Origin of the sequence: Nocardia sp. NPDC057663, assembly GCF_042799895.1 — a bacterium.
GTDB lineage: Bacteria > Actinomycetota > Actinomycetes > Mycobacteriales > Mycobacteriaceae > Nocardia.
Genome location: NZ_JBHVHX010000001.1, coordinates 234,261 through 254,971, shown reverse-complemented (window position 1 = coordinate 254,971; position 20,711 = coordinate 234,261). Strand labels below are relative to the sequence as shown.

Sequence of the window (20,711 nt, the reverse complement as noted above, 5' to 3'; positions counted from 1 at the left end):
CTCCGCTCGGTGTTCGATCCCACGATGCGCGGAACCGGCTTCTTCGCAGTGGATTTCATCGGTTCGCCGCCAGGGCGCGCAGCGGTGACGACAGCGGTTCCACCTGTCGTATCCGGCCGTTGGCGTCGAGCATGCCGAGCCCGGACAGCCACGCCTCGAATTCCGGTGCGGGGCGCAGGTTCAGCACCTGCCGCGCGTAGAGCGCGTCGTGGAAACTCAGGCTCTGGTAGCCCAGCATCACATCGTCGGCGCCCGGCACCGCGATGACGAAGGCGCAGCCCGCCGCACCCAGCAGCGTGAGCAGGGTGTCCATGTCGTCCTGGTCGGCCTCGGCGTGGTTGGTGTAGCAGACGTCCACGCCCATCGGCAGCCCGAGCAGCTTGCCACAGAAGTGGTCCTCGAGCCCGGCGCGGATGATCTGCTTGCCGTCGAAGAGATACTCGGGCCCGATGAACCCGACCACCGTATTGATCAGCAGCGGTTGCAGATCCCGCGCGACGGCGTAGGCGCGCGCTTCGAGGGTCTGCTGGTCGACCGGCCGATCACCCACGCCCAGATGGGCATTCGCGCTCAACGCCGAACCCTGTCCGGTCTCCAGATACATCACGTTGTCGCCGACAGTGCCGCGCCCGAGTGAGCGCCCGGCCTCGTTGCCCTCGCGCAGCAGCGAGAGGTTCACGCCGAAACCGGCATTCGCGCCCTCGGTGCCCGCCACCGACTGGAACACCAGGTCCACCGGCGCGCCCGCCTCGATCAGCCCGATGGTCGTGGTGACGTGGGAGAGCACGCACGACTGGGTCGGAATGTCGAAGCGCAGGCGGACCTCGTCGAGCAGGTGCAGCAGATCGGCGGTCGCCTGGGGTGAGTCGGTGGCCGGGTTGATACCGATCACCGCGTCACCGCAGCCGAGCAGGAGTCCGTCGAGGGTGGCGGCCGCGATCCCGCGCGGATCGTCGGTCGGATGGTTGGGTTGCAGGCGGGTGCTCAACCGCCCGGGCAGGCCGATGGTGGTGCGGAAGCCCGCGGTCACCACGGTCGCCTTGGCGACGGCGATCAGATCCTGATTGCGCATGATCTTGCTGACCGCGGCCACCATCTCCGGCGTCAGCCCGGGCGACACCGCGGCCAGCGTCGCCGCCGCGTCGTCGGTGGCGGCGACCGTGAGCAGCCAGTCCCGCAACCCGCCGACGGTGAGGTGCGCGATCGGGGCGAAGGCGGTCCGATCGTGGCTGTCGATGATCAGCCGGGTGACCTCGTCGGTCTCGTACGGCACCACCACCTCGCTGAGGAAGGTGGTCAGCGGTACGTCGGCCAGTGCCCACTGCGCGGCCGCCCGTTCGGCATCGGTCGCGGCGGCGCAGCCGGCCAGCTGATCGCCACTGCGTTCGGGCGTCGCCTTGGCCAGGAGATCTACCAGACCGTCGAAGGTGTAGGTCGTGGCGCCGACAGAGCTGCGGTACACGGTCATCGGGTGCCGCCTCCTTTCGCGGATTCGGTGGTCGGTCGGTGAGCGCGTTACTCCAGCTCTTGTTCTGCCTTGGCCAGCGCCGCGAACTCCTCGTCGGGGGACTTGGCGACCAGACGTTTGCGACTGTAGAGGCCGAAGTAGGCCATGAAGGCGCAGAACACACCGAGGGTGAACAGCGCCGCCTTCTGGTCGACGAGGAAGGTCGCCGCCACCGACGCCGCCGCGATGACCAGCGCGAACGACGTGGTGGCGATGCCGCCGGGCGTGCGGTACGGCCGCGGCATGTTCGGCTCGCGGACCCGAAGCACGATGTGGCTCACCATCATCAGCACGTAGCTCAGTGCCGCGCCGAACACGGCCATGTTCAGCAGCATCGCGCCTTCACCGGTGAGTGAGAGGGCGAAGCCGATGATGCCGGGCACGATCAGCGCCAGCACCGGCGCCTTGCGGGAGTTGGTCACCGACAGGCTGGTCGGCAGGTAGCCGGCGCGGGAGAGCGCGAAGGTCTGGCGCGAGTAGGCGTAGACGATGGAGAAGAAGCTCGCGATCAGACCGGCGAGGCCGATGTAGTTGACCACCTTGGCCGCCGGGCTGTCACCGAGCGCCTCCACGAGCGGGTTGCCCGAGGCAGAGGCGTCCTGCGCGCCGAGCGCACCGGTCACCAGGACCAGCACCACCGCACCGGTGACCACCAGCAGCAGCATCGCCACGATGATGCCCTTGGGCACGTTCTTCTCCGGCTCGCTCGCCTCCTCGGCGGCCAGCGGCACGCCCTCGACGGCGAGGAAGAACCAGATGGCGAACGGGATCGCGGCCCAGATGCCCATGTACCCGAACGGCAGAAAAGACGAGGAGCCGGTCGCGGTCGAATCCACAGCGATATCGGTCAGATTCGCGACATCGAACCTGCCCACCGCGGCGATCGCGAAGACGACCAGACCGACCAGCGCGATCGCGGTGATCACGAACATCGCCTTGAGCGCCTCACCCGCACCACCCAGATGGATGCCGATGAACAGCGCGTACACCGCTAGATACACCCACCACCCGTCGGTGATCCCGAACAGGTTCAGCGACTCCACATAGGCGCCGATGAAGGTGGCGATGGCGGCGGGCGCGATCGCGTATTCGATGAGAACCGCCGTCCCGGTGGCGAATCCGCCCCACGGGCCGAGCGCACGCCGGGCGAAGGTGTAGCCGCCACCGGCCGCGGGCAGCGCCGAGGACAGCTCGGCCATACCCAGGACCATGGCCAGGTACATGCCCGCGATGACGATCGCCGCGATCAGCAGACCACCGAAACCACCCTCGGCGAGACCGAAATTCCAGCCGGAGTAGTCACCGGAGATCACATAGCTCACGCCCAGACCCGCCAGCAGCACCCAGCCTGCCGAGCCGGAGCGCAGGGTGCGTTTGGCGAGATAGTCGTCGGTGGACGTGTCCGCACCCGTGGCGGGAATCGCGTCGGTACTCACAGGGGTAGCTCCTCATCAACAAGCAAGCGCGTGCGACGGCAACGATGATCGTCGAGGGTTGAAGAATGGTTGACGACTGTTACAGCCGTGGATCCCACAGGTCAGCGGCGCGTATCGAGCGCCGCCGACCTGCGAAAACGATGTGATAGCGCGTGTTTCACATCACTGTTGAACGGTGTCACCGGTGGGCGGCGGCTGGGATTCCAGCTCGGCCACCTCGTCGTCGGTGAGCAGGCGTGAACGGATCAGGAACCGCACGCCCTCGGGGGCTTCCAGCGAGAAGCCGCTGCCCCGGCCGGGCACCACGTCGACGGTGAGATGGGTGTGTTTCCAGTACGCGAACTGGTCGGCACTCATCCAGAACGGGGTGTCGCCCGGTAGATGGCCCAGCAGCACATCCGAGGCACCCACGCGGAATTCACCGCGCGGGTAGCACATCGGGGAGCTGCCGTCGCAGCAGCCGCCGGACTGATGGAACATGACCGGGCCGTGTTGCCCGGCCAGTTCCCGCAGCAGCGTCGCCGCCTGTTCGGTGAGGTCGACGCGCCGCACCATCAGAAGAAGCCGAGCTTCTGCGGCGAGTAGCTGACCAGCAGGTTCTTGGTCTGCTGGTAGTGCTCGAGCATCATCTTGTGGTTCTCGCGGCCGATGCCGGACTTCTTGTAGCCGCCGAACGCCGCGTGCGCCGGGTAGGCGTGGTAGCAGTTGGTCCACACCCGGCCCGCCTTGATGCCGCGGCCGAGCCGGTAGGCGGTGTTCATGTCGCGCGTCCACACACCGGCGCCGAGACCGTAGAGGGTGTCGTTGGCGATCTTCAGCGCCTCCTCGGTGGAGTCGAAGGTGGTCACCGCGACGACCGGGCCGAAGATCTCCTCCTGGAACACGCGCATGTCGTTGCTGCCCTTGAAGATCGTCGGCTCGATGTAGAAGCCGTCCGACAGTCCGTCGACGCTGCGGACCGCACCGCCGGTGAGTACCTCGGCGCCCTCCTTCTTGCCGATGTCGATGTAGGACAGGATTTTCTCGAACTGGTCGTTGCTGGCCTGCGCGCCGATCATGGTGGCCTCGTCGAGCGGGTTGCCGCTGACGATCGCCTTGGTGCGCTCCACGCAGCGCGCCATGAACTCGTCGTAGATCGAGGAGGCGATCAGCGCGCGCGACGGACAGGTGCAGATCTCGCCCTGGTTGAGCGCGAACATCACGAAGCCCTCGATGGCCTTGTCGAGGAAGTCGTCGTCGGCGGCCAGCACGTCGGGCAGGAAGATGTTGGGGCTCTTGCCGCCCAGCTCCAGCGTCACCGGGATGATGTTCTCGCTGGCGTACTGCATGATCAGCCGGCCGGTGGTGGTCTCACCGGTGAAGGCGACCTTGGCCACCCGCGGGCTCGACGCCAGTGGCTTGCCCGCCTCGACGCCGAAACCGTTGACCACGTTGAGCACACCCGGCGGCAGCAGATCCGCGACGAGCTCGACGACCTTCATGATCGAGGCCGGGGTCTGCTCGGCGGGCTTGAGCACCACGGCATTGCCCGCCGCGAGCGCGGGCGCCAGCTTCCAGGTCGCCATCAGGATCGGGAAGTTCCACGGGATGATCTGCGCGACCACGCCGAGCGGCTCGTGGAAGTGGTAGGCGATGGTGTCCTTGTCGATCTCGCTGATCCCGCCTTCCTGCGCGCGCAGCACGCCGGCGAAGTAGCGGAAGTGGTCGATCGCGAGGGGGAGATCGGCGGCCAGGGTCTCGCGGACGGGCTTGCCGTTGTCCCAGGTCTCGGCGACGGCGAGGGCCTCGAGATTGGCCTCGATCCGGTCGGCGATCTTGTTCAGGATGTTGGCGCGCTCGGCCGCCGAGGTCTCACCCCAGGCGTCGGCCGCGCGGTGGGCGGCGTCGAGGGCCAGCTCGATGTCGGCGGCGGTCGAGCGGGCGATCTCGCAGAACGGCTGGCCGTCCACCGGGGAGGTGTTCTCGAAGTACCTGCCCTCGACGGGCGGAACCCACTTGCCGTCGATGAAATTGTCGTACCGCGGTGCGTAGCTGACGATGCTGCCCTCGGTGCCCGGCTTGGCGTAGATCATGTGCGGAGGCTCCTCGCTGATTCCGGTGAAGCGTGACGCCCATCACTATCCGCTGCCAGGGTTGATGAAACGTTGAAGCCGGACCGATCAGGCGCGAAGAGCGCTGTGCCGCCTGGCCGTGGCGACCGCCCGGCGCGCGTCGCGCGGGGGCAGCAGCGCCAGGGCGTGTTCGTGCACCGCGATGTCGTCGGGCGCGGATTCGCCGTAGGTCAGCGCGTGGTTGGCGTCGGGGCTCGACAGCACCGCATTGCGCATGGCGACCTCGAGATAGTCGCGCCACTCGCTGATGCCCGGCGTGTCCGAATCCGGGAGCAGCGGGCCGCGATACAGCCGGACGGCGGTGTCGAGGTCGCCCGCTTCGAGCGCGCGCAGGACGTCGACGGCGTCGCAGGACAGGGCGGTGGTGAAGCGGTAGACGCGGCTGGTGATGTCGCCGCCGGTGGCGCGGCGCAGGTACGACATCTCCGATTTCAGGGTGCTCGCGCCGACCGCGCGATCGCCGTAGACGGCGTAGTGCAGGCGTTCGTGGCTGTAGCCGTCGTCGTCGAGGGCGAGCAGGGTGAGGATCTCGAGCTGGCGCGGGCGCAGGCGGATCGGGGTGCCGTCGCGCATCAACCGGCCCGCGCCCAGGCAGGTCAGCCGCATGCCCGCCGGCGCGGGCATCGCCGCGTGCAGCTTGGACTCGATGGCGCTGGTCATGGTGCGCACGGTCGCCATGGCCAGCGGGTGCGAGCGCTTCCAGGTGGTCGACAGGTCGAGCACGCCGAGCAGGGTGCCGTCGGCGGCGCGGATCGGCGCGCAGTAGCAGACCCAGCCGTGCAGGGCGGCGACCAGGTGCTCGGCCGAGAAGACGGTGTGCGGCTGATCGGTGCGCAGGGCGAGGGAGAGGGCATTGGTGCCCATGTGCGCCTCGTCCCAGCGGCCACCCGGCGCGAAGTTCACCTGCTCGGCACGCCTGCGCATGACCGGCCCGCCGTAGGTCCACAGAATCGTGCCCGAGGCGTCGGTGACCGCGGCGACGTACCCGGCGTCGTCGGCGACGCTGTGCAGCTGATCGCTCAGTTCGGTGACCGGCCCGCGCAACGGCGATTCCGCCCACCGCGGTCCGATGTCGTCGGTCTCGCTCTCCGGCGCGCAATCCCGCCCCGGGTCCACCGTCCGCAACGACCGCAACCACGACTGCGCCACCTCGGTCCGCACCGCCGAACTACGCCCGAGCGCCGACTCGCCCGCGGGCACCCACTGCGCCCACTCGCGCTCCAGCGCGGCGCGCTGTGCCGAGAGCGTCAGCTGCGATGCCATGAGCCGGTTCGCGTCTTCCTGTTCGATTGCACGACGAGGGTGGCCCTTCATCATGCCCCACCCCTGCCCGCTGAGCAGCGGTTTCGACGGCGGTCGCATGGATATTGACCGATCATTCTAGATATAGGGAGTCCATGTGGCGCCCGATGGGCGATCAAAGCCGGTATGTGGCTGAAATGCTTGGTGTGAGCTAGGTTTCGATGCGAACGACCACCTCGACCGATCGGTCAAATATGTGAAACTTCGGGCCGCTGACCACCATGCGAGAGCGACACGTGATTCCGGGTTACAGATATATGGATTCAGGCGGCGGCCGGGCGTGGTCGGAATGCGCTCGATTCCTCACCGCTTATGGTTTGGTACAAGACCTTTCGTGGCTTATGCCCGGTTTCCGGGAGTACGTGCGCGGCCGGTCGTGCGCGGGTAATTCGGTCAATTCCCGCCGACACCGGTGCGAAATCGGCACCCTGTTACCCAGTTGTGTTAACCCGCGGCTACTCTCTGTACCGAATCTCGATGCTGTATCCGGTTTTCTCGACGTCAAGGGTTTCCCGAAATCGTAGGAGGATCGAATCGTGAGGAGTCGAGCACGCAGCTTGACCACCGTGTTGGCCTGCACCCTGGTGGTCGCAGGCGGCGCGGTCTGCGCTCCGCAAGCTTGGACCGAACCGGCCGCCGAGGTCCAGGGCGCTGATTTCTATCTGCCACCTGTTCCGCTTCCGGGCGGACCGGGCACCATCGTTCGAACCGAACCGTCGCGCCTGGCGCTGTCGGCTCCGGGCCAGACCGGCACGATCCCCGCGGAATCCACGCGGATGATGTACGTCAGCAGTAATACCCATGGCGGTCAGACCGCGGTGACGGGTACGTATCTGGAGCCGTCACAGCCGTGGACCGGCCCGGGCCCGCGCCCACTGGTCGCCTACGCGGGCGGCACGAAGGGGCAGGGCGATCAGTGCGCGCCCTCGAAGCTGCTCGCGGAACTCGTCCAGTTCGAGCCGCCGGTCAACATGATCTTCGAGTACGACGTCGTGGCGCTGTACTCGCTGCTGGCCCGCGGCATGGCGGTCGTGATGACCGACTACCAAGGCCTCGGCACGCCCGACGTGCACGGCTTCCTCAACCGGAAAGAGCAGGCCCACGCGGTGCTGGATGCCGCCCGCGCGGCCCTCCAGTTGCCGGCCGCGGGCATGAACCCCGACTCGCCCGTTTTCCTCTACGGCTACTCGCAGGGCGGTATGGCCTCCGCGGGCGCCGCCGAGTTGCAGCCCAGCTACGCACCGGATCTGAACGTGCGCGGCGCCTATATCGGCGGCCCGGTCGTCGACGACCAGTTCTTCATCGGGTTCAACGACGGTCGCTCCTCCGTGGCACCGGCCTTCGCCTGGATACTCAACGGCATGGCCGCCGGCTACCCGGAGGTTCGCGCGGTCCTGGACACCGAACTCAACGACACGGGCAAGGCGATCCTGAACGACTCCGCGGTCAAGTGCGCGGTCCCCACCGGGATGGCCCAGAATCATGGGCAAACCTCCCAGTGGACCGTCAGTGGCGAGCCGCTCACCGCGCTGATCGACCGGTCTCCCGAGCTGAAGGCGGTGTTCGACGAACAGCGCGTCGGCACCCTCACCCCGTCGATCCCGGTGCTCATCTCCTCGGCTCGCAACGACGAGGGCGCGCCGTACGTGCCCATCCGTGACATGGCCGCCGGTTGGTGCGGCGGTGGTGTGCAGGTTCAGCTGGATTCCAACGCCCAGATTCCACCGCTGACCGGCATCGCGGGCACCCACGTGCTGTCGTTCTTCCCTGCGCTCGATGCATCGCAGAACTGGATGATCGATCGGCTGGCGGACAAGCCCGCGCCGACCAACTGCGCAGCCCTTCCCTAGTCGCGGCACACCGGCGTGTTCCGGCCCGGGTTCGCCCGCGGACCGGCCCGCGCCGGTGGCCGACGACCACCACGATCGTGCCTTCGGCGCGGTCGTTTTCCGCGATCACAAATCCGATGGGTGCTGTTTGTTCCGATGGCAGTCTTCGAGCACACAAGCGTCAGCGACCCTAAACGTTATCTCTGGCTTCTGGGTCTGATCGCCCCGGCTTGCGCGCTGTTCCCCTCGCAATTAGTGGCTCTCTCGGGGCTGGCGTTGTTCTGGTGGATCGGCCCGATGATCGTGTTCGTGGCGATTCCGCTGCTGGACCTGACGATCGGGCGCGATGGGAGCAACCCACTCGACGAGGATTACGAGGCACTGTCCGACGATCGTTACTACCGCTGGTGCACTTACCTTTTCCTGCCGATCCAGTTCGTCAGCCTGGTTATCGCGGGATATTTCTGGGCCGGTAGCGAACTGAGCGTCGTCGACAAGCTGGGGCTCGCCGTGACAATGGGCGTCGTTTCCGGCATCGGCATCAATGCCGCCCATGAACTCGGCCACCGGGCCGAGCATCTGGAACGCCGGCTGGCGAAAATCGCCCTGGCGCAATCCGGGTACGGACATTTCTTCGTCGAGCACAATCGCGGCCACCACGTCCGCGTCGCGACGCCGGAAGACCCGGCCAGCGCGCGATTCGGCGAGCCCCTCTGGGAGTTCCTGCCGCGCAGCGCGCTCGGCGGCCTGCGCTCCGCCCTCGCCTTGGAACGAGAAAGGCTGGCACGCACAGGAAAACGCTGGTGGTGTCGCGACAACCAGATCCTGCAGGCGTGGTCGATGAGCGCGGTGTTGTTCGCGGCGATGGTCGCGGTCTTCGGGCCCGCGATCATCCCGTACCTGGTCCTGCAGGCCGTCATGGGCGCCGGGCTACTCGAGACGGTGAACTATATCGAGCACTACGGTTTGTTGCGCGGTCGCCGCGCCGACGGCAGCTATGCCCGGTGCTCGCCGCGGGACAGCTGGAACAGCGATCACCTGGTCACCAATGTCTTCCTGTTCCATCTCCAGCGGCACAGCGACCATCACGCCAATCCCAGCCGCCGCTACCAGACCCTGCGCAGCTGCGAGCAAGCACCGCAACTGCCCGCCGGTTACGCCACCATGGTCGTGCTGGCCACGGTGCCTCCGCTGTGGCGCGCGGTCATGGACAAGCGGGTCCTGGCTCACTACGGCGGAGATCTGTCACTGGTCAACAGCAAGCGCAGGTGACGCGGGTCCGAGGTCGAACTGGATTCCGGCGCGCAGCATCGTGGTGGCGGACAAGCCGATCATGTCGCGGAAGGACTCGCTGAAATGGGACGGGGTCGCGAAGCCTGCGTCGAGCGCGGATCGGGTGAGATCGTGGCCGGCCACCGCGCTGCTGACCGCCGAGATCATCCGGTTCCACCGCTGATAGCCGCGGAATGTGGTGCCGCAGTGCCGCGCGAACAGGTGCAGAAAATGGCCGGTCGACAGGCCCATGTTCGCGGCGACGTGGTCGGCGCGCAGGGCATGGGCAGGCTCGTCGCGGATCGCGGCGGCCAGCTTCGCGATGCGTGGATCGGTGACGGGGCTCGCGCCCGCGACGGCTCGGGCGTAGATGCGGTCCGGATCGACGACGGGCGCGCGGCACAGCTCGACGAGGTCGCGCTCGCGGCGATGGTGCAATCCGAAAGCGCCTGCGGCGGCGGTCATCTCGTCGGCAATCAAGGTGGCCGGCGCACCCGAGGGGTCGACGAACAGCGCCAGGATCCATCCCTGGGTGGCGACGATGCGGTGTGCCGTGCGGGCAGGCGCGAAGGAACTGCTCGTGCGGACGGGCCCGTGTGGGGTGTGCAGGACCAGCGGCCCATCCAGCCCGACGGTGAGCATCGCGACCGAAGGGGCATGCGGGTCGACGCCGAGGTCGGGTCCGACGTAGCCGATGTGACCAGGGCGGACCCACGCCGTCGGTGTCCGATCCATACGCACCCTTACCAGGGTATCGGCCTGCCACCTGGCCTGCCGTCCTACGCGTCTCGGCAGTGCGGACCGTGTGGGTCGCTTTGCGTGCCCGCCGGTTGTGGCAGGGTGGAACCGTGAACCGATTGGCCGGTGCAACCTCGCCCTATCTGCGTCAACACGCCGACAACCCCGTCCATTGGCAGGAGTGGGGTGCCGAGGCGCTGGCCGAGGCGGCGAAACGGGATGTGCCGATCCTGCTCTCGATCGGGTACGCGTCGTGTCACTGGTGTCATGTGATGGCGCACGAGTCGTTCGAGGACGCGGCGACGGCCGAGCAGATGAACGCGGGATTCGTCTGTGTGAAGGTCGATCGGGAGGAGCGGCCCGATCTGGACGCGGTGTACATGAACGCCACCGTCGCCATGACCGGGCAGGGCGGGTGGCCGATGACGTGCTTCCTCACCCCGGACGGCGCGCCGTTCTACTGCGGCACCTACTACCCGAAGCAGCCGCGTGGCGGGATGCCGTCGTTCACCCAGTTGCTCAGCGCGATCACCGACACCTGGCGCAACCGGCGGGCGGACGTGGATCAGGCGGCCGAGCAGGTCACCGAGGCGCTGCGGGCGCAGGCGACCGGGTTGCCCGATGCCGAATTCGCCGTCGTCCCCGATCTTCTCGACACCGCGGTGCGCGCGATCGCCGCGGACGAGGACCGCGAGCACGGCGGTTTCGGCGGTGCGCCGAAGTTCCCGCCGTCGGCGACGCTGGAAGGCCTGCTGCGGCACTGGGAACGCACCGGTGATCAGGCGGTGTTCGATCTGGTGGAGCGCACGGCCGAGGCGATGGCCCGCGGCGGCATCTACGACCAGCTGCGCGGCGGCTTCTCCCGCTACTCCGTCGACGCGGGCTGGCTGATCCCGCACTTCGAGAAGATGCTCTACGACAACGCCCTGCTGCTGCGCGCATACGCCCATCTCGCCCGCCGCTCGCCCGCCACGCCCCTGGAGTCGTTGCCGCACCGCGTGACTCGCGAGACGGTCGAATTCCTGCTCGCCGACCTCGGCACGGCGGACGGCGCGTTCGCCTCCGCGCTCGACGCCGACACCCAGCTCGAGCCGGGTGGTCCCGGCGTCGAGGGCGCCACCTATGTGTGGACGCCGTCGGAGCTGATCGGCGACCTCGGACCGCTCGACGGTGTCTGGGCCGCAGAGGCTTTCGGCGTCACCACAGGGGGCAACTTCGAACAGGGCACCTCGGTGCTCACCCGCCGCAGCGACCCCGTCGACGCCGAGCAGTCGACTCGCTTCGACCGGCTGCGCACGCGGATGCTCGAGCTCCGCGCGCAGCGCCCGCAGCCCGGCCGCGACGACAAGGTCGTCACCGCGTGGAACGGCATGGCGATCACCGCGCTCGCCGAAGCCGGTGCGGCACTGGAGGAACCGTCCTGGGTGGCGGCCGCGGTGCGCTGCGCGCGGTTCCTGCTCGATGTCCATCTGGTCGACGGCAGGGTGCGTCGCGCCTCGCTCGACGGTGTCGCGGGCACGCCACCCGGTGTCCTCGAGGACTACGCCTGGCTCACCACCGGCCTGCTCGCCCTCTACCAGGCGACCGGCGAAGCCGACTGGCTCGCGGCCGCGCAGGTGTTGCTGGACAGCGCGATCGAGCATTTCGCCGACCCCGAACGCCCCGGCAGCTGGTTCGACACCGCCGACGACGCCGAAACCCTGGTGGCCCGCCCCCGCGACCCGGTCGACGGCGCCACCCCGTCCGGCACCTCGGCCCTCGCCGAAGCCCTGCTGACCGCCTCCGCCGTCGCCGACCCCGAACGCGCTGTCCGCTACCGCGAACTCGCCGACCACACCCTCGGCCGCGGCGCGGTCCTGCTGGCCCGCGCCCCACGCTCCGCGGGCCACTGGCTGGCGGTCGCCGAGGCCTCGGCCCGCGGGCCCATCCAGGTGGCGATCACCGCCACCGAGAAGTCCTCCGCTGCTACCGAACTCCTCGCCGCCGCCCGCACCGGGGCGCCCGGCGGCTCGATCGTCCTCGCGGGCCCACCCGACACCGCGCCGCTGCTGGCCGACCGCCCGCTGGTCAACGGTGGCCCGGCCGCCTACGTGTGCCGCGGCTCGGTCTGCGACCTCCCGGTCACCGACCCCGCGGCGTTGACCGACGCGCTCCGCGCCTAGGTCCTGTCTCGACGTAGTGGACCGGCTTCTGCGTTCGTCGCCCCACGAGCCGAGTCGCCGCCCACGATCCCATCGACCACCGCGCTGAACGTTCACCATCCCGCCGATCGGGTCGCCGTGGGGACCATCGGAGCGGTTCGTGAATGCTCAGCGCGGTCGGCGGACTTCGAAACAGGTTCACCGACCAGGTGGGATATCGGTCCAGGTCCGCGTGCGGCCGGGGATGCCGCGCAGCCGGAGGTCCTTATATCGCTTCCAGTGCGCGCGCTCGTGGGGTGTGGCGGCCTGCAGGACCGGATCGCTGACCAGGATCCGCTGTGGCGCTTCCTTGGCCATGGCGGTGAGCCGGGCCGCCTCGTTCACCGCGTCGCCGATGACGGTGAACTCGAGGCGGGTGTCGGCGCCGACATCGCCGGCGAACACCTGACCGCGTGCCACGCCGATGCCGACGTCGAGTTCGCCGGTGGCGACCACTTCGTCGCGGATGCGGCGGGCGGCCCGCAGCGCGGGAGTGGCGTTGTCGTGCAGGGCCGACGGTGCGCCGAAGATGCACAGCGCGGCGTCGCCGGCGAACTTGTTGACCAGGCCGCCGTTGTCCTCGGTGGCGGCGACCACGGTCGCGAGCAGCCGGTTGAGCTTGTGCACGAACTGTTCCGGCGCCATCTCGGCCGACAGCTGCACCGACCCGGTCACGTCGACGAACAGCGCCGACACGATCCGCACGTCACCGGTCAGATCGGTGCTGCCCGACAGCGCGCGTTCGGCCACCGTCGAGCCGACATGCCTGCCGAACACGTCCTCGGTGTGCGCCTGGTCCTGCAGGGTCGCGGCCAGTTCGTTGACGGAGTGTTCGAGCCGCCCGATCTCGCTGGCGCTGCCGACGGGCACCCGCACGTCGAGTTCGCCGCGGGTGATCCGGTCCAGCGCCAGGTACATCGTGCGCATCGGGGTGGCGACCGAGCGGGCGAGCAGTGCGGTGGCGAGCGCGCCGACGGCGAGGGCGACGATCGTGAAGATCCAGGCGGCGCGCACCCGGTCCTCCGCCGGGGTGTCCGGGTCGCTGAGCACGACGATGATGATCAGCCCCGGCAGCGCGCTCGACACCGCCCAGGTGACGAGCACGCGCACGAGCACGGTGGAACTCGGATGCACGGTGGGCCCGAGCACCGCCGCGATGATCGGGACGGCGGGACGGATCAGCCGGTCGAGGATCAGGTAGGTCGCGCCCGCCGATTCCAGGGCGCCGAGCGCGAATCCGGCGATTACCACCGCGTCGTTGTCGTAGTCGGTGAACCGGTCGACCAGCCACACAGTCAGGGCGATGCCAGGGATCCACAGCACGATCGCGCGCACGGTGATCACCGCGGGCAGCGCGATCAGGCGGCGCGCTTCCTCCGGCGTCGGTTTGCGCCCGTCGTCGAGCCAGCGCAGGTATCGGCGCCGGTCGTAGATGGCCAGCCCGATGCCGATGGCCACGGCGAACGCCGGGTAGATGGCGAGCAGCCAGGCCGCTTCCCGCCAGTTCGGCCCGACCCGGCTGAACACCCCGTCCGCCCAGGCGACGAGGAAGATAGCGCCGAGCCCGACCAGGTTGGCGGTGATGACGACCAGCCCCAGCCCCCAGTAGCTGCGCAGCGCCCAGCGGACCAGCCCGTTCATCGCGCGCGCCAGAACCCGGAGCACCGAGACGCCCGGGTATCACGAGCTGCGCTGACGGGTGACACGAATATCGAGCATAGAAGGCCGGTCTGCGCCCGCCGCGTGCACTCGCCGTTCAGCCGAGCACGACCAGCCAGATCGCGACGTAGTGAAACAGCGCCGCGACCACCGTCGCAGCGTGGAAGAACTCGTGATGCCCGAAGTGCGCCGGCCATGGATTCGGCCATTTCGTCGCGTAGAGGATCGCCCCCGCGCTGTAGATCACGCCGCCCACCGCGAGCAGCACCAGCGGCAAAACCCCCACATTGCGCAGCAGTTCCGATGCGACGGGCACGATCGCCCACCCCAGCAGCAGATACAGCGGCACCCCCACCCAGCGCGGCGCGGTCGGCCACAGCAGCTTCAACGCCACCCCGGCCAGCGCCCCCGCCCACACCACGATCAGCAGGATCCGCCCGGTCGACCCGGGCAACCCGAGCAGCGCGAACGGCGTGTAACTGCCCGCGATGAACAGAAAGATCATCGAGTGATCCGCCCGCTTCATCTGCACCCTGGTCCGCACGCTCTGCCAGGTCACCCGGTGATACACCGCACTGATCCCGAACAGCGCGCACACCGCCACCCCATAGACGAGCGTCGACCACCCCGCGGTAGCCGACTCCCGAAACCCGAACACCACGAGCGCCGCCACCCCCACGGCGGCAATCCCCACCGCCCACGTATGAATCCACCCCCGGAACCGCGGCTTCCCCAGCACACCCGGCTCCCCGACCCCCACGGCAACAGCCTCCACGAAACCTCCCATGCCTGAACCTACGCTACCGTAAGTTACCGCCCAGGCTACGTCAGAACCAGCCCCCACCACACCAAACGTGCCCACAACCACACCACAACCAGCCCCTGATCTCGCGAGAACACGGATAACTCCCCAACCATGTTCTTGCGAGAACGAGCCCCCTGATCTCGCAAGAACATGGGTAACTCCCCACCCACCTCCAACCCACCCCGCCCATCACCGCATGCCCGATGCACGACGCGTTTCCTCCCTAGGACCGGCCAAAGTCCCGGGGAGGCGGGGGAGCGTAGGGTGCGGGGGTGGAGTTTCTCGCTCGGGTGCGTGGTCTGCCGTACCGCATCTACGAAGCCAGACTGTCCAAGCAGCTGGCCGACAAGCAGCATCCTCGCCATGTCGCGGTGATGTGCGACGGCAATCGCCGCTGGGCGCGCGAGAACGGCTTCACCGATGTCAGCCATGGTCATCGGGTCGGCGCGCTGAAGATCGCCGAACTCGTCGGCTGGTGTGCCGACGAGGGCATCGAGATGGTCACCGTCTATCTGTTGTCGACGGAGAATCTGCGCCGCGATCCGGAAGAGCTGGAGACGCTGTTCGAGGTCATCACCGATGTGGTGGAGGAACTGTCGGCGCCGGAGCAGAACTGGAGCGTGCGGATCGTCGGCTCGCTGGCGGGTTTCCCCGAGCTGATCGCGAAGCGGCTGCGGGTGGCCGCCGAGCGCACGAGCGGGCGCGACGGCGTGCACGTGAATGTCGCGGTGGGCTATGGCGGGCGCCAGGAGATCACCGACGCGGTGCGTTCGCTGGTGCGTCAGGAGATCGCCGCGGGTGAGTCGGGCGAGGATCTGGTGCAGTCGATCACCGTCGACGCGATCGGCCAGCACCTCTACACCTCGGGTCAGCCCGACCCCGATCTGGTCATCAGAACCTCTGGTGAGCAGCGACTTTCGGGTTTTCTGTTGTGGCAGAGCGCCTATTCGGAGATCTGGTTCACCGAGGCGTACTGGCCGGAGTTCCGGCGGGTCGACTTCTTGCGCGCACTACGGGATTACGCCGCGCGGCACCGCCGTTTCGGCGTTTGACGTCACCGGGACCGCGCGCACCGCGGATCCGCTGCGGGTGGTTATCGACGCGGCGTGGAAGTTGTAGGAGAGTCGCCCCGATCCAGGCCCGGTGCGGGCTAGGCTGCGCGAGACAAGGCCCGACGACACGTGCAGGGGTGTGCTGTGGGAGTTGCGAGGAAGCCAGGTCCCAGCCGGTTCGCGGCGATCGGGGTGGTGTCGAGTGTCGCCCTGCTGCTCGCGGGGTGCGGTGCCGACGGGACGGCGCTGCCGCAGATCACGCCGACCGAACAGCGGGATGCTGCGGGTTCGGTGTTCGCGTACCGCACCGCCGGTGAGCTGGCGGTCGTGCGTGGCGCGGGGACGGTGCGCGCGCCGGGCAGTTTCGGGTACTCCTCGGCCGCTGTCGGTTTCACCAGGGACGGGCAGTTCGCGTTCTCGGTGGAGACGAGCTCGAAGACGCTGGTGGCGTTGAGCGTGCGCGACGGTTCGGTGTCGCGGACGGAGTGCGACTGCACCGACGCGGTGGCTTTGCGTGGCGCGGTGGTGGCCTGGTGGCGGGAACCGGGGCAGATCATGACCCTGGATCTGTCGGGCACCGCGCCCGCCGCGCCCGAACAGGATGTGGTGCTGCCGGATTCGCCGAGCCCGCTCTCGGGCGGCAGCTGGGACGGCGCCAGGCTGGTCGCGGCCACCGCCGACTATGTGCTGCTGGCCAGGGTCGAGTCGCGCGGTCTGTGGTGGGAGAAGAACCACCTCTACGCGATCGGCGCCGATGCAGTCCTGCCGCTGGGCCGCGTACCCGGCGTCGACGCCCACCTCTCGGCCGCCGCCGGACCCGACGGCCACACCTTCGTCCTCGCCGGCGTGACCGCCCGCAGCGCCGCCTGCGGCACCGGGCACGTCGCGACCATCGACGCCCGCACCAATGCCGTCCAGGAACTGCCCGCGTTGCCGGGCGAGTGTTCGGCGGCCTACAGCCCGCGCTGGGGCGGTGAAGGCACGATCACCGTCGCCACCCGGAGATGGGCCGATATGGCGGGCGCGCCCAGCGCGGTCGACCGGTTGCAATCGGCGGCGCAGGGATGGGCGCCGGTCGGTGAGTACCCGGTGGTCGACATGCTGCCGCGCGCGCAGGAGTCCGTCGTCCAGGTGGTCGCCGGTGATCCGACCGACATGCGCGACACCCCGCACGGGGTGCTGGTCGTCGAGAAGGGCGGCGCGCGGACGGAACTCGCCACGCAGGTCGTCTCCCTGGGCGCGCCTGCGGCCACGAACGGGTAGCTCCACCGCGGCGATCGAACCACCGCGCGGTGCGGGCCGTATACCTCGGCACCGGGCGCGTGCCCGGTCGATCGGTGCTGTGGAGGCGGCGCCGATGGGGGAGCGCCGGAGGTAGTGATGCGAAGCAATGGGATGCGGATGGTCGTCGCGGCGGCGATCGGGTTACTCGGAGCGGGCTGCGGGACCGCACTGCCGCAGGGGCCGCAGATCGTGACGGCGGCGCCGTTGTCGACGCAGATGTACGCGGTGCGCACGACGACCGGGATGGGCGTGGCCGACGCGTCCGGCATGCGCGGCGACCGGGTCGGCGACTACCGGGAAATCGGCTTCAGCCAGGACAATTCACTCGCCTACGCGATCGACGGCGACGGCGTGGTGACGGCGATGGAGACCGCGGAACTGCTGGTGTCCTCGGGCCGCGTCGACTGCCGCTGCACCCGGGTGTTCCCGCTGCACGACGCGGTGATCGGCTGGTGGGGCGACGGCGTGATCATGCAGGCCGACCTGCGCACTGCCGATCCCGTTGTGCTGCGGTCGATCTCGCTGCCCGCCCCGCGTGATCCGCTGGGCGAGGGCGCCACGCTCACCGGCACCGAGCTGATCGCGCTGGACCGGAATCGGGCCGTGTTCACGCGGATCGAGTCCATCCCCGGCGCCAACTGGGGCATCAATCACCTGTATGTCGTCGACCTGAATTCCGGTGCGGTGCACCAGTTCGGCCGGATCGCCGAGGTGAATACCGTGTTCCGGCAGGCGGTGATCGCACCCGATGGGCGGTCGGTCGCCATCGCGGGCTACAGCCGCGACAACGTCGCCTGCGGCACCGCCTCGGTCCACCGCCTCGATCTCGTCGACGGGACGGTCGATTCCGCCGGACCGCCGTTCCCGTCGTGCAGCTCGATCGCCGACATCCGTAGCGACGGCACGGATATCGTGCTGACCCGGCTGGTCTGGGATCGCGCCGAACCGCAGACGCTCGTCTCGTCGACGGTGTGGCGCCACCGCGACGGCTGGACGCAGGCAGGCGCCGACCCGGTGCTGCGCGTCGTCACCACGCCGATCGCGCTCGAGCTGCGCCACACCGGTCAGGCGGCGCCGTTCGGCGCCATCACCGGCGACCTGTACATCGACGGTAAACCGGTGTTGCACAACGTGATCGAAGTGCGATTACCCCACTGATCAGAGCTTGCGCAGCCGCAACCGGTTGATCGTGTGGTCGGAGTCCTTGCGCAGCACCAGGGTGGCGCGCGGTCGGGTCGGCAGGATGTTCTCCACCAGATTGGGCCGGTTCGTCGAGTTCCAGATGTCGCGCGCGGCCGCGGTGGCCTGCTCGTCACTGAACCCGGCGTAGTGGTGGAAGTGGGCGTCGGGCTCGGCGAAGCCGGTCTTGCGCAACGCGAGAAAGCGCTGCACGTACCAGTTCTCGATGTCCTCGATCCTGGCGTCGACATAGATGGAGAAGTCGAACAGGTCCGAGACCATCAACCGCGGACCGGTCTGCAGCACGTTCAGGCCCTCGACGATGAGAATGTCGGGCTGACGCACACAGTGCGCCTCATCGGGCACGATGTCGTAGGAGACGTGCGAATACACCGGTGCGCACGCCTCTTCGGCGCCGGACTTCACCTCGGTGACGAAGCGCAGCAGCTTGCGGCGATCGTAGCTCTCCGGGAAACCCTTGCGGTGCATGATGCCGCGGCGGGTGAGTTCGGCGGTGGGGTAGAGGAATCCGTCGGTGGTCACCAGGTCGACTCGCGGATGGTGGTCCCAGCGGGCCAGCAGCGCCTGCAGGACGCGCGCGGTCGTCGACTTGCCGACCGCGACACTGCCCGCGACGCCGATCACGAACGGCACCTGCTTGTCCGGATGCTTCTCGCCGAGGAAGGTCGCGGTAGCGGCGAACAGCCGCTGGCGCGCGGCCACCTGGAGATGGATCAGACGGGCGAGCGGCAGATAGACCTCGGCGACTTCCTCGAGGTCGATCTGCTCGCCGAGACCGCGCAGGCCGGTCAGTTCCTCCTCGGTCAGGACCAGCGGAGTCGACTTGCGCAGGGTGCGCCACTGCTTCCGGTCGAACTCCACATACGGGCTCGGCTCGCTCATCCGTGCCACCTACCCGACGCTCCGTCCGAGCGCACACGCACAGCTGGGCTGCCCGTCCAGTGAGATCCGGGATAACTCTGACCGCATGCCGCGATTGTGCTCCGTCCCGGCCGACCACGCGCAACAGGGGGTTTGGCTACTGGCTGGTAACGAACGACAACCCCGAGGTAGGGCCCGCTTTTCCGATTCACCCCGTAAGGTCGGGCACTATGGGGTCACATCCACTTGTCACTGAATACCTGCGGCTCGGACTGGCTTTCGACCGGCTCGAAGAAGGCTTCGTCGACGCCTACACCGGCGACCCGCAGTTGCGTCGCGACGTCGAGAACGCGCCCGTCCCCGATCCGGCCGAGCTGGTGAAGCGGGCCGTCGACCTGCGCGCGGGCCTGGCCGACGCTGGTCTGTCGGCGCGGCGCACCGAATTCCTCGACGCCCACCTGGTGGCGATGGAGTGCTCCGCCCGCAAGTTCGCCGGCGAGGAGATCGGGTTCGTCGACGAGGTCCGCGCCTATTTCGACGTCGACATCGCCCCCGGCGACCCCGACGACTACCGCGAAGCCCACCGCCTGATGGACGAGGTGCTCGGCGGCGAGGGTCCGCTGGCCGAGCGCGCCGCCGCGTACAAGCGCGGTGACGAGATCCCGCCGGAGCGGCTGGCGGTGTGCGTCGAGGCGTTCTCCAGCGCGCTGCGCGAGCGGGTCCGCGATCGCTATCCGCTGCCCGACCACGAGACCGTCACCTACGAGGTCGTCGGCGACAAGCCGTGGTCCGGATTCAACTACTACCTGGGCAATTTCCGCTCCACGGTCGCGATCAACTCCGACCTCAAGCAGCACATGGGGCACCTGCCCGCGCTGATCGCGCACGAGGCCTACCCCGGGCATCACACCGAGCACTGCCGCAAGGAGGCCGGGCTGGTCGCCGCGGGCGAGGACGAGCAGACGCTGTTCCTGGTCAACACCCCGCAGTGCCTGATGGCCGAGGGGCTGGCCGATCTTGCCCTGCAGTCCATCATCGGGCCGGGCTGGGGTGCGTGGGCGCAGGAGATCTATGCCGATCTCGGCCTGCGTTTCGACGGTGAGCGGGCCGAACGCTTCTCGACCGCGTCGGCGAAACTGCTGAGTGTGCGGCAGGACGCGGCACTGCTGCTGCACGATCAGCATCGCAGCGACGACGAGGTGGCGGCGTTCCTGCAGCGCTGGAGCCTGGCCACGCCGGAGCGGGCGCGCCAGTCGCTGCGTTTCCTGTCCTCGCCGCTGTGGCGGGCCTACATCAGCACCTACGTGGAGGGCTATCGGCTGCTCGGCGGCTGGCTCGACAACGCCGTCGACGCGCAGGATCGGGTCGAGCGGTTCGGCCGGCTGCTCGACGAGCCGCTCACGCCGGGCGCGATCCGCCGGATGCCCATCGGATGACGGCGCAGCCACCGGGGTAGAACAGCTGTGAGCTGCGTC

At 68.7% G+C, this 20,711-nt stretch carries 16 protein-coding genes; 7 read left to right on the top strand and 9 right to left on the bottom strand.

The genetic code is table 11. The annotated features are described in order from the left end of the window. Positions 1 to 55: 55 nt before the first annotated feature. From ACFVAV_RS01235 to ACFVAV_RS01215, 5 genes are all read right to left on the bottom strand, one after another. On the bottom strand, positions 56 to 1,468 hold the full coding sequence (locus ACFVAV_RS01235; RefSeq protein WP_379028299.1) for an ethanolamine ammonia-lyase subunit EutB: 1,413 nt from the start codon (positions 1,466 to 1,468) through the stop codon (positions 56 to 58). Between the two features lie 47 nt (positions 1,469 to 1,515). Continuing rightward, positions 1,516 to 2,943, bottom strand: coding sequence for an ethanolamine permease (gene eat, locus ACFVAV_RS01230; protein ID WP_379028297.1), 1,428 nt, complete (start codon positions 2,941 to 2,943; stop codon positions 1,516 to 1,518). Between the two features lie 162 nt (positions 2,944 to 3,105). After that, positions 3,106 to 3,498 (bottom strand): DUF779 domain-containing protein, encoded by a 393-nt coding sequence (locus ACFVAV_RS01225; protein WP_379028295.1) that lies wholly within the window; start codon positions 3,496 to 3,498, stop codon positions 3,106 to 3,108. Further along, a complete protein-coding gene (gene adh, locus ACFVAV_RS01220; protein WP_379028293.1) occupies positions 3,498 to 5,015 on the bottom strand; it encodes an aldehyde dehydrogenase in 1,518 nt (505 codons plus the stop codon). The genes ACFVAV_RS01225 and adh overlap by 1 nt, the downstream gene beginning before the upstream one ends. 87 nt (positions 5,016 to 5,102) lie before the next feature. Beyond that, positions 5,103 to 6,317 (bottom strand): transcriptional regulator, encoded by a 1,215-nt coding sequence (locus ACFVAV_RS01215; RefSeq protein ID WP_379028291.1) that lies wholly within the window; start codon positions 6,315 to 6,317, stop codon positions 5,103 to 5,105. A gap of 575 nt (positions 6,318 to 6,892) precedes the next feature. Between ACFVAV_RS01215 and ACFVAV_RS01210 the strand changes: the two genes are divergently transcribed. Together ACFVAV_RS01210 and ACFVAV_RS01205 are read left to right on the top strand one after the other, a co-directional pair. Beyond that, positions 6,893 to 8,206 carry a lipase family protein gene (locus tag ACFVAV_RS01210; RefSeq protein ID WP_379028289.1) on the top strand — a complete coding sequence of 438 codons (1,314 nt, stop codon included), beginning with the start codon at positions 6,893 to 6,895 and terminating at the stop codon, positions 8,204 to 8,206. Between the two features lie 135 nt (positions 8,207 to 8,341). Continuing rightward, positions 8,342 to 9,457, top strand: coding sequence for an alkane 1-monooxygenase (locus ACFVAV_RS01205; protein ID WP_379028287.1), 1,116 nt, complete (start codon positions 8,342 to 8,344; stop codon positions 9,455 to 9,457). On the opposite strand, the gene ACFVAV_RS01200 is transcribed toward ACFVAV_RS01205, so the two are convergent. After that, positions 9,431 to 10,192, bottom strand: coding sequence for a helix-turn-helix domain-containing protein (locus tag ACFVAV_RS01200; RefSeq protein ID WP_379029879.1), 762 nt, complete (start codon positions 10,190 to 10,192; stop codon positions 9,431 to 9,433). The genes ACFVAV_RS01205 and ACFVAV_RS01200 overlap by 27 nt on opposite strands. A gap of 113 nt (positions 10,193 to 10,305) precedes the next feature. Here ACFVAV_RS01200 and ACFVAV_RS01195 point away from each other — a divergent pair, with 113 nt between their 5' ends. After that, positions 10,306 to 12,357 (top strand): thioredoxin domain-containing protein, encoded by a 2,052-nt coding sequence (locus ACFVAV_RS01195; RefSeq protein ID WP_379028285.1) that lies wholly within the window; start codon positions 10,306 to 10,308, stop codon positions 12,355 to 12,357. Positions 12,358 to 12,534: 177 nt separating this feature from the next. On the opposite strand, the gene ACFVAV_RS01190 is transcribed toward ACFVAV_RS01195, so the two are convergent. Both ACFVAV_RS01190 and ACFVAV_RS01185 read right to left on the bottom strand, forming a co-directional pair. After that, a complete protein-coding gene (locus tag ACFVAV_RS01190; RefSeq protein ID WP_379028283.1) occupies positions 12,535 to 14,040 on the bottom strand; it encodes an adenylate/guanylate cyclase domain-containing protein in 1,506 nt (501 codons plus the stop codon). 91 nt (positions 14,041 to 14,131) lie between these two features. Beyond that, positions 14,132 to 14,821 carry a hemolysin III family protein gene (locus tag ACFVAV_RS01185; protein WP_379028281.1) on the bottom strand — a complete coding sequence of 230 codons (690 nt, stop codon included), beginning with the start codon at positions 14,819 to 14,821 and terminating at the stop codon, positions 14,132 to 14,134. Positions 14,822 to 15,111: 290 nt separating this feature from the next. Here ACFVAV_RS01185 and ACFVAV_RS01180 point away from each other — a divergent pair, with 290 nt between their 5' ends. From ACFVAV_RS01180 to ACFVAV_RS01170, 3 genes are all read left to right on the top strand, one after another. After that, positions 15,112 to 15,891, top strand: coding sequence for an isoprenyl transferase (locus tag ACFVAV_RS01180; RefSeq protein ID WP_379028279.1), 780 nt, complete (start codon positions 15,112 to 15,114; stop codon positions 15,889 to 15,891). A gap of 144 nt (positions 15,892 to 16,035) precedes the next feature. Continuing rightward, positions 16,036 to 17,154: a hypothetical protein gene (locus tag ACFVAV_RS01175; RefSeq protein WP_379028277.1), complete on the top strand. Its 1,119-nt coding sequence runs from the start codon at positions 16,036 to 16,038 to the stop codon at positions 17,152 to 17,154. A gap of 117 nt (positions 17,155 to 17,271) precedes the next feature. Next, complete coding sequence (locus ACFVAV_RS01170) at positions 17,272 to 18,333, top strand: hypothetical protein (protein ID WP_379028275.1); 1,062 nt, start codon at positions 17,272 to 17,274, stop codon at positions 18,331 to 18,333. Here ACFVAV_RS01170 and coaA read toward each other — a convergent pair whose 3' ends face one another. Further along, complete coding sequence (coaA, locus tag ACFVAV_RS01165) at positions 18,334 to 19,266, bottom strand: type I pantothenate kinase (protein ID WP_379028273.1); 933 nt, start codon at positions 19,264 to 19,266, stop codon at positions 18,334 to 18,336. 200 nt (positions 19,267 to 19,466) lie between these two features. Between coaA and ACFVAV_RS01160 the strand changes: the two genes are divergently transcribed. After that, positions 19,467 to 20,672 (top strand): DUF885 domain-containing protein, encoded by a 1,206-nt coding sequence (locus ACFVAV_RS01160; protein ID WP_379028271.1) that lies wholly within the window; start codon positions 19,467 to 19,469, stop codon positions 20,670 to 20,672. The last annotated feature ends 39 nt before the right edge of the window (positions 20,673 to 20,711 follow it).

Bases quoted from the DNA above. Each gene is read 5' to 3' on its own strand.
- ACFVAV_RS01205 (WP_379028287.1), top strand. From the start codon at position 8,342: ATGGCAGTCTTCGAGCACACAAGCGTCAGCGACCCTAAACGTTATCTC.
- ACFVAV_RS01160 (WP_379028271.1), top strand. From the start codon at position 19,467: ATGGGGTCACATCCACTTGTCACTGAATACCTGCGGCTCGGACTGGCT.
- ACFVAV_RS01185 (WP_379028281.1), bottom strand. From the start codon at position 14,821: ATGGGAGGTTTCGTGGAGGCTGTTGCCGTGGGGGTCGGGGAGCCGGGT.
- ACFVAV_RS01235 (WP_379028299.1), bottom strand. From the start codon at position 1,468: ATGACCGTGTACCGCAGCTCTGTCGGCGCCACGACCTACACCTTCGAC.
- ACFVAV_RS01200 (WP_379029879.1), bottom strand. From the start codon at position 10,192: ATGGATCGGACACCGACGGCGTGGGTCCGCCCTGGTCACATCGGCTAC.
- ACFVAV_RS01170 (WP_379028275.1), top strand. From the start codon at position 17,272: ATGCGAAGCAATGGGATGCGGATGGTCGTCGCGGCGGCGATCGGGTTA.
- adh (WP_379028293.1), bottom strand. From the start codon at position 5,015: ATGATCTACGCCAAGCCGGGCACCGAGGGCAGCATCGTCAGCTACGCA.
- ACFVAV_RS01225 (WP_379028295.1), bottom strand. From the start codon at position 3,498: ATGGTGCGGCGCGTCGACCTCACCGAACAGGCGGCGACGCTGCTGCGG.
- ACFVAV_RS01215 (WP_379028291.1), bottom strand. From the start codon at position 6,317: ATGGCATCGCAGCTGACGCTCTCGGCACAGCGCGCCGCGCTGGAGCGC.